This window comes from Candidatus Zymogenaceae bacterium, assembly GCA_016931225.1.
Taxonomy (GTDB): Bacteria; Desulfobacterota; Zymogenia; order Zymogenales; family Zymogenaceae; genus JAFGFE01.
Genome location: JAFGFE010000020.1, coordinates 44,320 through 59,683 on the forward strand (window position 1 = coordinate 44,320; position 15,364 = coordinate 59,683).

General features: G+C 55.3%; 13 protein-coding genes. 6 read left to right on the forward strand and 7 right to left on the reverse strand.

From position 1 onward, the window contains the following. Positions 1 to 83 precede the first annotated feature (83 nt). Positions 84 to 932, forward strand: coding sequence for a 1-acylglycerol-3-phosphate O-acyltransferase (locus tag JW885_09065; protein MBN1882309.1), 849 nt, complete (start codon positions 84 to 86; stop codon positions 930 to 932). A gap of 69 nt (positions 933 to 1,001) precedes the next feature. On the opposite strand, the gene hslU is transcribed toward JW885_09065, so the two are convergent. From hslU to JW885_09090, 5 genes are all read right to left on the reverse strand, one after another. Next, positions 1,002 to 2,450, reverse strand: a complete 1,449-nt coding sequence (hslU, locus tag JW885_09070; protein ID MBN1882310.1) for an ATP-dependent protease ATPase subunit HslU — start codon at positions 2,448 to 2,450, stop codon at positions 1,002 to 1,004. 45 nt (positions 2,451 to 2,495) lie between these two features. Further along, on the reverse strand, positions 2,496 to 3,065 hold the full coding sequence (hslV, locus tag JW885_09075) for an ATP-dependent protease subunit HslV (GenBank protein ID MBN1882311.1): 570 nt from the start codon (positions 3,063 to 3,065) through the stop codon (positions 2,496 to 2,498). Continuing rightward, a complete protein-coding gene (locus JW885_09080; GenBank protein MBN1882312.1) occupies positions 3,049 to 4,095 on the reverse strand; it encodes a tyrosine recombinase XerC in 1,047 nt (348 codons plus the stop codon). Before JW885_09080 ends, hslV begins: the two co-directional genes overlap by 17 nt. Positions 4,096 to 4,124: 29 nt before the next feature. Then, positions 4,125 to 6,878 (reverse strand): RND family transporter, encoded by a 2,754-nt coding sequence (locus JW885_09085; protein MBN1882313.1) that lies wholly within the window; start codon positions 6,876 to 6,878, stop codon positions 4,125 to 4,127. 242 nt (positions 6,879 to 7,120) lie between these two features. Further along, a complete protein-coding gene (locus JW885_09090) occupies positions 7,121 to 9,547 on the reverse strand; it encodes a PAS domain S-box protein (GenBank protein ID MBN1882314.1) in 2,427 nt (808 codons plus the stop codon). 317 nt (positions 9,548 to 9,864) lie between these two features. Here JW885_09090 and JW885_09095 point away from each other — a divergent pair, with 317 nt between their 5' ends. Further along, positions 9,865 to 10,074: a DUF1858 domain-containing protein gene (locus JW885_09095; protein ID MBN1882315.1), complete on the forward strand. Its 210-nt coding sequence runs from the start codon at positions 9,865 to 9,867 to the stop codon at positions 10,072 to 10,074. 234 nt (positions 10,075 to 10,308) lie between these two features. On the opposite strand, the gene larE is transcribed toward JW885_09095, so the two are convergent. Beyond that, on the reverse strand, positions 10,309 to 11,163 hold the full coding sequence (gene larE / locus JW885_09100; GenBank protein MBN1882316.1) for an ATP-dependent sacrificial sulfur transferase LarE: 855 nt from the start codon (positions 11,161 to 11,163) through the stop codon (positions 10,309 to 10,311). A 146-nt stretch (positions 11,164 to 11,309) separates the two neighbouring features. On the opposite strand from larE, the gene JW885_09105 reads away from it, so the two are divergent. From JW885_09105 to JW885_09120, 4 genes are all read left to right on the forward strand, one after another. Further along, positions 11,310 to 11,846: a TlpA family protein disulfide reductase gene (locus JW885_09105; GenBank protein MBN1882317.1), complete on the forward strand. Its 537-nt coding sequence runs from the start codon at positions 11,310 to 11,312 to the stop codon at positions 11,844 to 11,846. A gap of 85 nt (positions 11,847 to 11,931) precedes the next feature. Beyond that, on the forward strand, positions 11,932 to 12,501 hold the full coding sequence (locus JW885_09110; GenBank protein MBN1882318.1) for a TlpA family protein disulfide reductase: 570 nt from the start codon (positions 11,932 to 11,934) through the stop codon (positions 12,499 to 12,501). Positions 12,502 to 12,575: 74 nt separating this feature from the next. Then, a complete protein-coding gene (locus JW885_09115) occupies positions 12,576 to 13,238 on the forward strand; it encodes a DedA family protein (GenBank protein ID MBN1882319.1) in 663 nt (220 codons plus the stop codon). Next, a complete protein-coding gene (locus JW885_09120) occupies positions 13,235 to 14,251 on the forward strand; it encodes a hypothetical protein (GenBank protein MBN1882320.1) in 1,017 nt (338 codons plus the stop codon). Before JW885_09115 ends, JW885_09120 begins: the two co-directional genes overlap by 4 nt. 238 nt (positions 14,252 to 14,489) lie before the next feature. On the opposite strand, the gene JW885_09125 is transcribed toward JW885_09120, so the two are convergent. Then, a complete protein-coding gene (locus tag JW885_09125) occupies positions 14,490 to 15,362 on the reverse strand; it encodes a diguanylate cyclase (protein ID MBN1882321.1) in 873 nt (290 codons plus the stop codon). Positions 15,363 to 15,364 lie beyond the last annotated feature (2 nt).

A 15,364-nucleotide genomic window follows, 5' to 3' on the forward strand; every position in this document is an offset into this window, starting at 1 on the left:
ATATCGTCCTGAAAGCGGTAAAGTTTGAATAAGGATCGTGTAAAACGAGACAGGTGCCTTTACTCTTTTTTTAGAGGTTGTGTATGAAGCGATTGCTCTATATCATGTATCAGCCCTACAAATTTCTCATCTTTACGCCGTTCTTGATCTTTTCAACCCTCGGCTTTGGATCCCTGGCGGTTATACTGCTTTTCATCGGCTTTTCACCCCGGTTCGTCAGCGATTTATGCGGCGCCCGGTGGTCTCGCCTCAACAGTTTGATGACACCCATGTTCGTCTCCGTTCAGGGACGGGAGAATATCGATCCGGAACAGTCATACGTTATCGCATCCAACCACCAGAGCCACTACGATATATTCGTCCTGTACGGATGGCTGGGGGTGGATTTTAAGTGGGTGATGAAACAGGAGCTGAGAAAGGTTATCGCCCTGGGTATCGCCTGTGAAAAGCTGGGCCATATTTTCATCGACCGATCAAACAAGAAGGCCGCCCTGGAATCTCTCAATGAGGCGAAGAAGAAAATTACGGGCGGAACCTCCGTTTTGTTCTTCCCCGAGGGAACAAGAAGCGGATCAGAAGAGATGGGCGATTTCAAAAAGGGGGCGTTTCGCATGGCCCTTGACCTCAATATCCCGGTCCTCCCGATTACCATACTGGGCACCGGAATGATACTCCCCCCAAAAACAAGACGGCTGTTTCCGGGCCGGGCGAAGCTCATCATCCACCCGCCCATTCCCATTGAGGATTTCGATACTGAAAACACCGACGAGCTGATGGATGTCACCAGGGCGGTCATCCAGGTGGGAATTGACACAAAAGAACCGGCTTCACAGGAAACCGTGTCGTCCTACCGGAAAAGCCGGCTGTCGTTTCACCCACAGTCTGATTCACATCACCAACCTTCGGCCCATGAAAAAGGCCCGGGCAATTAAACCCGGGCCTTCGCCATTTCACACCGTATTTGTTAGTCCCGATGACCTTCTTTCCGTCGGAAGGTTTGCCTACAGGATATATCTACTCAGATCCTGATCCTCGATGATATCCGCGAGGCGCTCCTGGACATAGCTCTTGTCTATGACGATCTTCTTTTTGGAGAGCTCCGGCGCCTGAAACGAGATATCATCAAGCAGCCGCTCCATGATGGTATGAAGCCTGCGGGCGCCGATGTTTTCGCTCTGGGAGTTGACCAGGGTGGCCATCTGTGCTATCTCCTTCACGGCGTCGTCCGTGAATTCCAGCGTCACCGATTCGGTCTCCATCAGCGCCCGGTACTGGAGCAAGAGCGCGTTCTTCGGCTCGGTCAGTATCCGCACAAACTCATCCGTCCCCAGCGATTCCAGCTCCACGCGCAGGGGGAAGCGCCCCTGAAGCTCCGGAATCAGATCCGAGGGTTTCGCGACGTGAAAGGCGCCGGCGGCGATGAAGAGGATGTGGTCGGTCCTGACGATGCCGTATTTCGTGTTCACCGACGAACCCTCCACGATGGGAAGGATGTCCCGCTGGACCCCCTCCCTCGACACGTCGGGACCGTGGCTGGATTCGCGGCCGGCGATCTTATCTATCTCGTCAAGGAATATGATGCCCGATTCCTCCACCCGCTTTACCGCCAGGCTCGTTACGTTGTCCATGTCCACCAGGCGCTGGGCCTCATCGGCGGTGAGCATCTCCAGGGCGTCTTCCACCTTCACCTTCTTTTTCTTGGTCTTTTTCGGAAAGAGGTTGCCGAACATGTCCTTGATGTTGATGTCCATCTCCTCGATACCTGCGGCGGAGAATATCTCCACCATCGGGGTGCTCCGCTCCCTCGTCTCCAGTTCCACCTCCCGGTCATCCAGGGAGCCCGATCGCAAGAGCTTCTTGAGCTTTTCCCGTGTCTTCTGGTATGAGTCTTCCGAGGCCTGGGAGGCACGGGCGGCCTGCCCGTCCGGTTGTTCGTCCACAGCCTCCGAACCAGGCCCCACATATCCCAGGGCGATGGCTCCCCCCTGGTCATCATCATCCCGGTCCGGAGAGGGCGGGGCGGGGACGGGGCGACGGGGGAGCAATAGATCCAGCACCCGCTCCTCGGCCAGCTCCCTCGCCTTGACCTGAACCTTCTGCATCTCGTCTTCCTTGACCATATTCACCGAGATTTCCACCAGGTCCCGGATCATGGACTCCACATCCCTGCCCACGTACCCGACCTCGGTAAACTTGGACGCCTCCACCTTGAGGAAGGGGGCCTGGGCGAGCTTCGCCAGCCTGCGGGCGATCTCGGTTTTCCCCACACCCGTGGGGCCCATCATGATGATGTTTTTCGGGGCGATTTCATCCCTGAGCTCCTCGGGCACCCGCATTCTCCTCCAGCGGTTCCTGAGGGCGATGGCCACCGCCCGCTTCGCCTTTTCCTGGCTGATGATGTATCGATCCAGCTCCGAGACGATCTCCCGGGGCGTAAATGTCTGCATGATTATTCGTCCTTTGTCCTATGTGTGATGTCTTAACTCCCCTGTCGTCTACAGAACCTCCAGGTGAATCGTATTGTTCGTGTAAATGCAAATATCCGCGGCGATCAAAAGCGCCTCCCGGGCGATCTCCTCCGCGGTCAGCTTCGAGTGCCGCACCAGCGCCCGGGCCGCCGCGGCGGCGTATCCGCCGCCGGAGCCGATGGCCAGTATCTCGTCGTCAGGCTCAAGGACATCCCCGCTGCCGGAGATGACCAAAGACGCCTCCTCGTCGGCGACCAGGAGCAGCGCCTCAAGGCGCCTGAGGTATTTGTCCATCCGCCAGTCCTTGGTCAGCTCCACCGCCGAGCGAACGAGGTTGCCGTTGTATTGCTCCAGCTTTCCCTCGAAGCGTTCAAAGAGGGTAAAAGCGTCGGCGGTGGCCCCGGCGAATCCCGCCAGTATCTTTCCGTGATAGAGTCGGCGTACCTTCTTGGCCGTCCCCTTGACCATCTCCTCTCCCATCGTCACCTGGCCGTCCCCGGCCATGGCGACCATCCCGTCTTTGCGAACGGTAAGCACGGTGGTACTGCGGACTTTCGGGGTTGTCAAGGACGCCGCTCGTTCATGTGGTATCGTCATATGCTCTCCTTTTCGACCGGGGATGGGCCTTGTCGTATACTTCCATCAGCCGATCGAGGCTTACATGGGTATATTTCTGCGTGGTGGCTATCGATTCGTGTCCCAGAAGCTCCTGGATGTCCCTCAGGTCCGCCCCCATTTCCATCAGATGCGTGGCGAACGCATGGCGCAGGCTGTGGGGAGACACATCCAGGGCGAGGGACCCGATGAGAATGTATTTCTTTATGATGCGATTGATGCTTCGGGACGTCAGCCTCCTGCCCCGGAGATTGAGAAACAGCGCCTCCCCATCCCGGCGCGCGCCCGAATCCAAAGGCGACGTAACATCCAGGACCTTCAGGTACGCGCTCAAGGCCTTCAGGGCCGGATCGCCCACCGGCACGATGCGCTCCTTCGATCCCTTCCCCACCACCCGCACCGTCGATTCATCCCACCGGACATCCTCACGATTGAGGGCCACCAGCTCTCCCACCCGGATGCCTGTGGAGTAGAGGATCTCCAGGATCGCACGATCCCTCAGCCCCGATTCCGTCCCCGCCTCCGGCAGAGAGAGCAGGGCGAAGACGTCATCCACGGTCAGGTATTCTATCCGGCGGCCCGTCTGTCGGGGATACGACACCAGGGATGCGGGATTCGCCGATATGTATCCATTTTTTCTTAAAAACCGGAAAAAGGTTCGAAAGACCGACAGGGCCCGGGACGCCGAGCTCTTCTCCCGGGTCCCGAGGAGCACTCCCAGGTAACTTCGAATATCCCGGTGGGTAATTCCGGTCCAATCCACCACCTCGAGGGACTCATCCTCCCGGACCAGATACGCCTCGAAGGCCCTGAGGTCATACTCGTACCCCCGGAGCGTGTGTGGGGACGCACCGCGCTCCCTTTCCAGGTAACGGATAAAGGCTGTGACGAGATCGGCCGTGCCGCCCTCCTTTCCACCCACGCCCCCGAACGGACCCGTGAGAATGGGAACGCCTGCGCAACGGTCCGCATCCGACAAGCACGTTTTCGTTCGAATGCGGACCGATGACATATAATTTCGTTTAATATAACCGCTTCCGGTCAGTTTTTCAAGGCGCTGGTGATCAAAGAGGTGATGTTTTTGAGAATTTTATTGTCAAGACCGAACAGAGAGATGAGCGCCGGCAGAAATACAATGGTCACCAGGGAACTGATGATCATCGTCGCGGCGACCAGCCAACCGATATTCATAATCGGCCTGAAGTGGGAAAAAATCAGAACGAGAAATCCCGCAGCCACCGCCAGGGCGTTGAATATGATGGCCCGGCCGGTGGTATGGATGGTCTCGGCGACGGCTTCGTCGGGCGCCCTGTTCTTCAGAAACACCTCAATACGGTAGCGGGTGACAAAATGGATGGCGTAATCGATACCGATGCCCAGGGCCATTGAGGCGATCATGGCGGTGGCGATGTCCAGATTGACCCCAAAGCACTTCATGATGGTAAAATTGGCGAGAATCGTAAACACTAAAGGCAGCATCGAGAAGATGCCGGCCTTGAACGATCGAAATACGATAAACAGCATCAACAGCACAACACATATGGACGTCACCAGGCTGATGAGCTGGCTTCTGACGATATAGTTCGAAATGATGACGATCAGATCGCCGACGCCGCTCAGGTGACCGTCCACCCCATTGGTGAACAATTCGTCGATATATCCCTGGGCCTCCTTCTGTATGTCGAATATCTCCCGTGAGTATGAGGTCTTGAGCTGAAACACCACGTTGAGTTTTTGATAATCGAAATCGACGACCTTTTCGATATCCTCGCCGCCGGAGTTTTCATAGAGTAGAAGATACTGCGCCACCAGATCCCGGCCGTTGACCTCCTCAATGACCTCTTCCGCTTCGCTTGTGTCATCTGTCTCTGTGACCACCCGCTCCACCGGCAGGGGGAGCCGGTTGTATTCGGCGTCCTTGTCGTGCATCACGTAGTTCATCCGGTCGATGAAATCGACGATGGATGTGCTGCCGCCCACCAGCGGGTCCTCCTCCATCCGCTCCTGGAGGAGCGCCACTTTATCGAGAAACTCCGGATCCTTGGCCCCGTCGGTCTCCCCCGTATCCAGGATGACGTTGATGCTGATGGATCCGGGAAATTTCTCGTTGATGACGCCGTCGGAGATCTTGATTTCGCTGTTCTTTTTGAAATCCCTCATGAATCCGTACCCCACATCGACCCGGCTCGTCATGAAGGCGACGAACACAAACAGCGGAATCATGGCAAGGCACACCAGGCGCTTTCTTCTCACCGTCACAATCCCCACCCGATCAAGAAACCGGGAGAGGAGGGTCTCACTCTCGGTCCGCTTCACCGCTCGGCCGATTTTCTTCGGAGGAGCCAGAATCATCATCACGGCGGGGATGAAGGTCAAAGAGAAAATCATGGCGGCGAAAATGCCGAACGCGGTGAAGACGCCGAACTCACGGATGGGAGAGAGGCTCGATGTAATGAGGGAGGCGAATCCCGCCATGCTGGTGAGGGATGTCATGATCACCGGAGAGGTTATCTCCTCCATGGTATCAACAATCGCCTTTCGCTTTTCGACCCCCCCGGACAGCCTCCCGTAATATTCAGTGACGATATGTATACCGTCTGCGCACCCGATGGCCACAAGGATGACCGGCATCGCCGTAGTGATAATGGATATCGGCACCTTGACCAATGCCATCAACCCCAGGGTCCAGATGACCGAGATGACCACCACCATCAGGGGGGTCATCATGCCCCGGATGTTTCGAAATACCATGAAGAGGATGAACATGATCAGGATGATGACCGCCGGGATCAGGGTGAGCATGTCGTTCTGCATGTAAATGGCGTCCCACGTCAGGATAATCGGCACCCCGGACATGTAATATTCCTCCGGCCCTTCCAGTTCACGGGTTATGTCGTCTATGGCGTTTTTGAGGGCGATGGTTCTCCCCGGGTGACCCTCGAAGGTAAGGGATGTAAATATCAACGTGGCGGTATGGTCCTCGGATACCATGCCGTCTCTGAGCATGTCGTTATCCTCAAGCCTTTCCATGAGGGCGGTCATCTCCGCATCATTTTGGGGGACATCCTCCATGAGCGGGTCGGTGTAGAGCACGCCGCCTCTGGTATCGATATGCTCCACCGTTGAGATGCTGACGACGTCATCCAGCGGGGTCAGGGCGATCCTGATATCCTCAAGCTTTGTGACCACGGACGGCTTCACGTTGGGATCGTCTGTGGCCATGTCGATGGCCCGTGTGATGTCCCCCCGGTCCGATCGATCCAGTCCGTTTTCAATTATACCGTACAGGAGCTCGCCCAGGTCGCCCCCGTATTTGTCGGCCATTTTCTCTATCGCCGCCACATCCCGCTCATCCGTCACGATCAGCCTTTCGAGACGATCGCTCAGTTCATTCACCTTCGCGAGGGTCGTTTTGGAAAAAACGGTGTCGGGGTTGACCACCGCAACGATGAGGTTGTCGGAGCCGCCGAAGAGTTCCTTGACTTCTTCCCAGTACAGCACCGCGGGATCATGCTGGGGAACCATTTTCCATGGATCAGGATCTATCTCCAGGGTCATCACGGCCAGAGAAAACAGTAAGGTGATACCCATGATGGTCGTCACTGTCCAGCGCGGATAGGTCACCATAACCTCCGCCAGCCGACGATATCGGCGATGTCTCTCCATATCCTGAAAAAAGTCCCGCATGCCGTTTTCGCCCTTGAGATCGGAAAGATTGCGTATTTTTAAAGCCAGGGAGACGCCCATTTCTTCCAGCATCTTTTTCAATTTTTTCGGATATCGCGGATTTCTCATGCTCGATCGACGCCTCCCGGTCGGAAAGATGTCCATGACACAAAGCGGGATGCACTGCGAACAAACACCTCTGGTGCGCAACGCGTCCCGCCCGTCCGGACGTTGTTTTATAACGATGCGATGAGTCTATCAAACGATTGATTGAATGTCAAGAAAAAAAGAAATTCTCTTGAAAAACCCGGGCACAGAAAGGCGCAGCGTGATATGAAATCGTCCACGTATGAATACGGAAATGTATCATGCTACAGAAAGGCGACCTCATCCAGGCAGGTCAGAAATTCGTCCACATCCATCGGCTTGAACAGATATCGATTGCCGGTATTATCTAAAAAATGCTGCGTGTTCTCGCCCAGGGTATCGCCGGTGATGAAGATGATCTTTTTCATCATCTCGGGTATGTTGCTGACCACGTAATCGTATACCTCCCGCCCCCCCAGTCCCGGCATTTTTATATCGCATACCACCGCGTCGAACCGATGTTTTCTGAGTTGATATATCCCCTCGCTGCCGCCGGTGACCAGGGTGGCCCGGTAGTTGTACTCCTCAAGGATCTCCCCGCACAGGTTCAATACCGATTCTTCATCGTCTATCACCAAAACATGCCGCTCGACGCCGTCGTGATGCAATGGTGTCAACTGTCCGGTCTCGGGGAGGATCAGCTCGCCCCGGGGCAGCTCGATAGTAAACGTCACCCCCTTCCCCTCTTCCGACTCCACCCAGAGATTCCCCCCGTGGCTTGCGATAATCCCGTAGGATACGCTCATGCCCAGGCCCGTGCCCCGTCCCGGCTCCTTCGTGGTAAAGAAGGGATCGAACACCCGTTTTTTTACCGATTCCGACATGCCGGGGCCGTCATCGGACACCTTCACAATCACCCGGTCGACCTTGTGGGAGGTGGTGATAGTGATATTTCCCCCTTTCTTCTTCTTCAGGATATCATGGGAGTTGTTGATGATGTTCATGAACACCTGCTGGATCTGACCCGGGTCCACCATTATGAGCGGAAGGTCCGTATCCAGCCGCGTCTCCACATGTATGTTGTCCACCTTCAGGTTGTACGTGCGAAGGCTGATGGTATCCTTCAACAGCTCGTTGAGATCGGTGGGCTTGGATACGGTGCCGGTCTTCCGGGCGAATTTCAACAGATTCTGTACGATCTTCCCGCTCCTGACCGATTCCTTCCTGATGACGTTGAGCTTTTTCACCATATGATCGGGAATATTCTTTTTGAACAGGAGATCCACATTGCCGATAATCGACGTCATGGGATTGTTCAGCTCGTGGGCCACACCGGAGAGGATTTCGCCCAGGCTCGAAAGCTTTTCCGCCTGAAGAAGCTGCTCCTCCAGCCGCTTTTTGTCCGTGATGTCCCGAATTATCCCCTCATACCCGGTCACATCCCCTTCGCCGTCAAGTACCGTCGAGACGGTTCCAACGCACATCACCATTGAGCCGTCTTTTTTCTTCAACACCACTTCGTAATCGGTCACCGAACCGTCATTACGAATAACCTCGATGAACCGCTTCCAGTCTTCCGGATTGAAAAAAAGCTGTTCGAGCCGCATGGTGGCAAGCTCTATCTCGTCATAGCCGAAAAGCCGTACCGCGGAGGTGTTGAAATCCAGAAACCACCCCTGGCCGTCGGCGATGAAGATCGCGTCAAGAGAATTGAGAAAAAGCGTCCTCAGCTTCTGTTCGGACTCCTTGAGAGCCTCCTCTATCTCCAGGTTCGATGTAATGTCCACAAGCACGCCGATAACGCCCGTTACCTGATCGTTCTTGGTCTGGACCCGACGGGAAATCCTGACGGGATGAGGACGGCCGTTCTTGTCCAGCACGCTCATATCCAGCGGTTTGTCCTGTCGCCCTTTTGAAGAGAGAAACATCTCGGAAAACAACGCGACATCGTCGGGGTGGAGAAAATCAGAAAACAAGAGCCCCGTCATATCTCCGTGACGCAATCCGGTAATCGTCTCGATAACCGGGCTGATATACGTGATCCTTCCCCCACCGTCGAGGTAAAAGACCACGTCGTTCATGTTCTCCACGAAATAGCGGTATTGCTCCTCGGATCTCCATATCAATTCGTGAGAATTCCATTGCTCGATGAATCTGCCGAGACCCTCGGCCACATATAAAAACGCGATCCGGTGAGCATCGCTCCATTCCATCGTTGTCCCGGTTCGGTCCGCCACGAGGAATCCGGGCCGCTCCTCGCCGTAATGAACCGGCGCCATGAGGAAATCAGGCACCTCCCAGAGAAAATCATCGGGATCGTCTTTTCCTTCCGTTTCATCCCGGGGAATCAAGCGGTTTTCATCCAATAGAATCGATACGGATCGCGCCTGTTTTCCCGTTATTCGCAGCGTCGATGCCGCAATCGCCCGGGAAGATCGGCTCCATTCCTGGGAACAGAAATAATCATCATGGTCCGTTTTTTCGTTCGCCTCGCGAAAGTAAAGGGCCACCCGCTCTGTGTCGTAGGCGTCCCCGACGAGGGCCAGGATTTCACCGATTGTCTGATCCCTGTCGATGGTGCTGGTTCTCAAACCTGACACACCGGATACCAGATCATCCAGCGTGCGGCGGGGTGAAGAGGCCCTCATCTCTTCGACGTCTGGAGCCAAACCGCCGCGCCGGTTGTCGTTTTTTTGTTTTGTCCTGGCCATGTTCGCACGCATTCCGTTATAGGGGATGTTACATCACTTTCATTTCTTCCGTATAAGAACGTGTCTTAAAAATGAGACGAACAGTATTACTATACCACATATCACCGATCCATTTCCAGATTCTGTTTTTTTTCATGGTAAGGGAAGGGGCGTAAACGATACGGGGAAAACGGACGGGGGCGAGCCGATACGGGTGCGATCTTTCACCCATAATAAATAAAAGACAGAAGCGAAATTACTTGACAAAATAAGTAGGCGATATTATCTTAATTATACTTGATGTGACCTGTGAAAATTATCCGAAAGGAGACGATTGAATGAGCAACGACAGGAAAATAACGGCTGATATGTCGATTTTTGAGGTGATAGAAAAATATCCGGAAACCGCCGATGTGTTTCGAAAACACTTCCATGGGGGCTGCTTTGCGTGTCCCGCCGCCAGAATGGAAACGCTCAACGACGGCGCCAGCGTGCACGGGCTGAATATCGACGATATCCTTGAAGAGCTGAACGCCGCCGCGGAATAAATCAGTCAGGTTTTTTTCAAGCCCGGGGCCGGACGAAACATAATAAAAACACAAGGGGCCGAAAGAGTGACCGGCTCCTTCATCTTCTTTTAGCGAGCATCTTTTCCCTCGGGCAGATCGAGAAAAACATATGTTCCCTGTGAATACGCAACCGGCGGCTTATCCCCGATTATTTGCCGTGTTCACCGTTTTCATTCCCACGGGGATCCCTCCGACACCTGCATGAGAGGAATTTTATTTTTTCGTTGCATCTTTCCTAGTAAAGACCGCGTCATCCAGGAACGCGTTGAGGCTTCCCGTTCGGTATCCATCCAGATCCAGCGAGACATAGAGAAACCCCGCCTCCTTGAGCCGCCGGGAGATCTCCGTGGCCACGTCGCGGCGGAGGGCCCGGTCCATCTCGCCCGTTGCGATTTCCACCCGGGCCGCGTCCCCGTGACTGCGGACGCGATACTGCACAAATCCCATTTCGGAAAGATGTGCCTCGGCCTTCCTGACCCGCTCAACCCCCTCGGGAGTGATCCGCTCGCCGTAGGGAAACCGCGAGGCGTAACATGCTTTCGCCGGACGATCGCCCCCCTCGATACCGAGCATTCGCGATAACGCACGAATGTCTTTCTTTGTAAGGCCCGCCTCCCACAGCGGCGAGACGACCTTCAGCTCCCCAAGTGCCCGGATGCCCGGACGATAATCGCCCGGATCGTCCGCATTGGTACCGTCCATGACAACATGAAACCCTTCTCTCCGTGCGGCATCTAATACATATCCAAAGAGACGCAGCTTGCAGATATAGCATCGATCCGGCCCGTTTCTGACCAGATCATCGATGGAGAACGGGTCAAAAAAAATCTCCCGGTGTGTCACTCCCAAAAGTTCGGCCTCTTCTGCGGCGCGTCCGGTCTCATCGGGATCGAAGAACGGTCCTGTGGCGGTATATGCAACGATATTGTCATCCAGCGCCTCCCGGGCGGCATGCAGCAGCAGGAGGGAATCAACGCCACCGGATACTGCGAGGGTCGCGGCCTCATGCGGGCGAATGCATGCGATGAGCCGTGTATATTTCGTTTTGTCCGTTTCGGTAGACGTCATACTTCACCCGCAGGGCAATATGTCTGGCACACATGTAAAAATATGTTATCATAAAGGCATGGTAAATGATATGATGTGAATCGCTTCGGAAAACCCACCGGATTTTCCGTGTCCCCGTATATTCTCAAAAAAGAAAGATACTCGCAATGAAAAGACCTTTTCAACCGATGCTTTTTATACTGATCGCTTTTATTTTATTTTTCGTTATCGTCGTCCTCCCGGGTTGTCTCGATTCGGGGCGTGCCGACATCCCCTCCGTGGGGAATCCGGCCCCGGACTTCACCCTTACCAGTATCAACGGCACAAAGGTGACCCTCTCGGATTATCAGGGCCGTGTCGTACTCCTCAACTTCTGGGCTTCCTGGTGTTCCCCCTGCAGGTCCGAGATGCCGTCGATGGAACGCCTCCACCAAACATTGGGTGACGAGGATTTCGTGATCATCGCGATCAACATAGACGGCGGAGTGACGGACAAGGTCAGGGAATTTATCACGCAAAACGGATACACGTTTGAAATACTCCACGACAAAGACCAGATCGTGGCGGAACCCTATGGAGTGCGGGCCATTCCCACAAGCTATATCATCGATAAAAACGGCACCGTGGTGGAGATTTCCCGTGGCGCGGAAGACTGGAACTCCGAGAGGCGCCTCTCTCAATTCAGGGATCTCATGGCCCAATAACACCAATCAAGTCCATACGCCGGGTTCCGGATATACGGTATATACAAAAAAACATCACACAAAAACACACGGGAGAAACCGACCCATGAAAAACAGAATCAGCTACATTGGGGCGATTCTTGCCTTGACGACGGTCTTCATCTTCGGATCCGCCGTGCTGCAGGTCCGGGCGGCGGATTGTCCGCGAGTCGGTGACGCCGCCCCCGAATTCACCATCGAGACCCTGGACGGAAAGACCGTGAGCCTCTCGGATTATCGGGGCAAGGTGGTTTTTCTGAATTTCTGGGCCTCCTGGTGCCCCCCCTGCAAGGCGGAGATGCCCTCCATTGAAAGCCTGAAAGACAAGATGGCCGGCTGCGACTTTGTGATTCTGGCCGTCAGTGTTGACTCCGGAAACCAGGAAAAGATCGTCAGCAAGGTACAGAACTATATTGACGACAACGGCTTCACGTTCGAGGTGCTCATCGACAATGAACAGACACTGGCACGGGACTACGGCGTGACCTCCGTTCCGACCACCTTCATCCTGGATGAATCGGGCGAGGTCGTTGAGGTTTCCCGGGGCGCTGAATACTGGGATGATGATGCACGTCTTGTGCAGTTTCGAGACCTCTCGCCCACATGCGGCGGGGAACTGTCGGATAAGGAGAAATGATCGTCGGGACTATTGCGGACATCGATGCCCGACCCGCGACGACACGACCCACACACACTGGTCCAGGCTGATGTATGGAAGAATTCGCCCTTGAGCTGATGCAGACCAACGCGGTGTTTCTGGTCTACGTTATGCTCTTTCTCGGTTCCGGCATCGAATATATCTTTCCCCCGTTCCCGGGAGACACCGTGCTGTTGTTCGGGGCGTTTCTCTCCGGCCTGGGGGATATCCCCCTCATCTGGACCTTCACCGCCGCAACGGCGGGAAGCTTCCTGGGATCCATGGGCATCTATGCATTCGGGGTCACCAAGGGGCGTAAGTATTTTCTCAAAAAGAACCTCCGCTTCTTCGACGCCGCCCGGGTCCAGTCTTTGGAAAACATATATCGTCGCAGGGGCGGCGCCATCATTATCGTCAACCGCTTCATCCCCGCGTTTCGAACCTTTTTCTTCATCGCAGCGGGCATCGCTAAAATGCCGCCGGTCAGGGTAGCCGTCTACAGCTTTATCAGCATACTGCTCTGGAATCTCCTCATCGCCGGTCTCGGATATCGCGCCGGGTCCGACTGGGACGTCCTGAAGGGATATCTGGATACCTATTCACGGGCCGTGCTGGCGGGGCTGGCGGTCCTCACGCTGGGGTATGTTGTCTACCGGTTGATTCGCAGAAAAAGGGACGCGAAAAAGTCTGAAAATACCGTGAACTCCGATACAGAACAGGAGAGGAGTCGATCATGAAATTTGTCTCCGTCAAGAGGGACGCCGTCTTTCACGATCCCTTTAACGAATTCAAGAAGACCTCCCGCACAACCGACATCCGCATAGATCCCCTCACGGGAAAGACCAGCCGCATTATCTATTTCCCGGTGACTCTGCCGCCGCCGCCCGATCCCACGCCCTTGGCCGAAGCCACTCAACCCTTTTGCCCCTTCTGCAAGCCGGGTGTCTATGAAAAGACGCCCCGGTTTCCCGAAGAGATCGTACCCGAGGGCCGCATCGAGCGGGGGGATTCACTCCTCTTCCCCAACGCCTTCCCCTATGACGCCCACAGCGCCGTGGCGGTGGTGGGGGACGATCATTATACCCCCATAGACGCCTTCCGGCCCGAAACCCTGACCAATGCCTTTGCTGCGTCCGTCGACTATATCAGACATGTCGCCGAATACGAAGATTCGGCCGTCTATCACTCCATCAGTATGAATTACATGCCCACCGCCGGAGGGAGCATCATCCACCCCCACATCCAGGTGATCGCCGGAGATATCCCCACCACCTACCAGCGGGAGTTCACCCTGGCCGCGCGGAAGTACCGGGAGGAGGAGGGCGCCTTCTTCTTCGACGATCTGGTCAGACTGGAGAAGGAGGCGGGGGTGCGCTTCATCGACGCGGGAGACGGCGTCACGTGGCTGTCATCCTTCGCGCCCAAGGGCATCGCCGAATTCCTGGCGGTGTTCGAATCAAAAGAGCCCCTGATATCCCTCGACTCCAATGCCATGGTGGCCTTCTGCCGGGGGGTGACCCGTATCCTCGCCTATCTCGGCTCCCGCAACTTCGCCTCGTTCAACCTGGCCCTCTATTCGGCGATCAATCAGGATTCACCCTACCCCACCCATGCCCGGGTGGTGCCCCGCACAACACTGCCGCCCATGGGCGCCAGCGATATCAACTACCTGGAGCTGCTGCACGACGAGGTGCTGACCATCATCACGCCCGAAGACGCCGCCGCCGAGGTGAAGGGCTTTTTCTCCTGATATAAAAGGCGTCTCGGGGGGATACGCCGCACCGGTGTATCTCTGGATGCCGGCGGGTACGGTCCTTACCGCCCCTGTTGGATTCGCCCGGTTCGCCCCGGTATTTCTCTTGAAACTCCTGTTTGGCTTTTTGACGATCGAGGAGATTTCGGCACTCACGGGACGTTGATAGCTTCATACGAACGGCCGACCCCCACTACGGGGATCGGCCGTTTTTTTACGCGACCTCTCTCTCGATCTACATCGGATTTTCCCTGGCCCGCTCGATGAGACTGTCAATGTCGTCCCCCGTGGCGTACTGGCTGGATCCGGTGATGACCGTGAATCGCTCGGGCAACACCAGTCCGGAATCATCTCTGATAATCCGTTCGAGTTTTTCGGCGACCATTGTGGTGTCGCCCTCATTCGCATTGGGCAGCAGCATCAGAAACTCCACAGGCCCCAGCCGCCCGGATACGTCGCCCCTGCGGGTGTTCATTCGAATAAGATATCCGATTCTCTGGATGACCTCTTGCAGCTTCTTGTCCCCGAATCTCTTTCTGATCTTGTCGCTGTTTTGAAGGACAACCATCACCACGCCCAGGGGTGCATCGTAGCGCCTCGAATTTTCCAGCTTTACCTCGAAGAACTCCAGGATTTTTTCCCGGGTGTAGAGGCCGGTCAGGATATCCACCGGAATGATGCGCTGAATATCCCGCTTGAGCTCTTCGCTTTCCAGTCTCGGTCGATCGTCACTCATCACCTCCACAAGTCCGATCATCCTTCCCTCTGCATCTTTCGCCGGCAGCACCCGCACCATGACCGGGATGACATCGCCGTTCTTCCCTCGGAAGTAGAGATGTTCGTTATATATCTCCCCAGTGGTGAGGACATGATCCAGCGGACATGCGGTATCACAGAGACGCTTCCCGGACTTGTCGGTATGTTCCTCCGTAAAGTCACCGCAAAAACGGCCTAGAATGTCTTCGGAGACACATCCGGTCAACCGCTCGCCGAAGGGATTGATATACAGGATTCTTTTATCGCAATCGAGAAAGCGCACACTTTCCCTGAGATCGTCGACCAGCGTCGAGAAAAAGGTCCTGTCCATGTTTTTATCGTCCCGTTTCATGA

Coding starts and splice junctions, on each gene's coding strand:
- larE (MBN1882316.1), bottom strand. CDS start 11,163: ATGACGTCTACCGAAACGGACAAAACGAAATATACACGGCTCATCGCA.
- hslV (MBN1882311.1), bottom strand. CDS start 3,065: ATGACGATACCACATGAACGAGCGGCGTCCTTGACAACCCCGAAAGTC.
- JW885_09095 (MBN1882315.1), top strand. CDS start 9,865: ATGAGCAACGACAGGAAAATAACGGCTGATATGTCGATTTTTGAGGTG.
- JW885_09125 (MBN1882321.1), bottom strand. CDS start 15,362: ATGAAACGGGACGATAAAAACATGGACAGGACCTTTTTCTCGACGCTG.
- JW885_09105 (MBN1882317.1), top strand. CDS start 11,310: ATGAAAAGACCTTTTCAACCGATGCTTTTTATACTGATCGCTTTTATT.
- JW885_09085 (MBN1882313.1), bottom strand. CDS start 6,878: ATGAGAAATCCGCGATATCCGAAAAAATTGAAAAAGATGCTGGAAGAA.
- JW885_09080 (MBN1882312.1), bottom strand. CDS start 4,095: ATGTCATCGGTCCGCATTCGAACGAAAACGTGCTTGTCGGATGCGGAC.
- JW885_09115 (MBN1882319.1), top strand. CDS start 12,576: ATGGAAGAATTCGCCCTTGAGCTGATGCAGACCAACGCGGTGTTTCTG.
- JW885_09110 (MBN1882318.1), top strand. CDS start 11,932: ATGAAAAACAGAATCAGCTACATTGGGGCGATTCTTGCCTTGACGACG.
- JW885_09090 (MBN1882314.1), bottom strand. CDS start 9,547: ATGGCCAGGACAAAACAAAAAAACGACAACCGGCGCGGCGGTTTGGCT.
- JW885_09065 (MBN1882309.1), top strand. CDS start 84: ATGAAGCGATTGCTCTATATCATGTATCAGCCCTACAAATTTCTCATC.
- JW885_09120 (MBN1882320.1), top strand. CDS start 13,235: ATGAAATTTGTCTCCGTCAAGAGGGACGCCGTCTTTCACGATCCCTTT.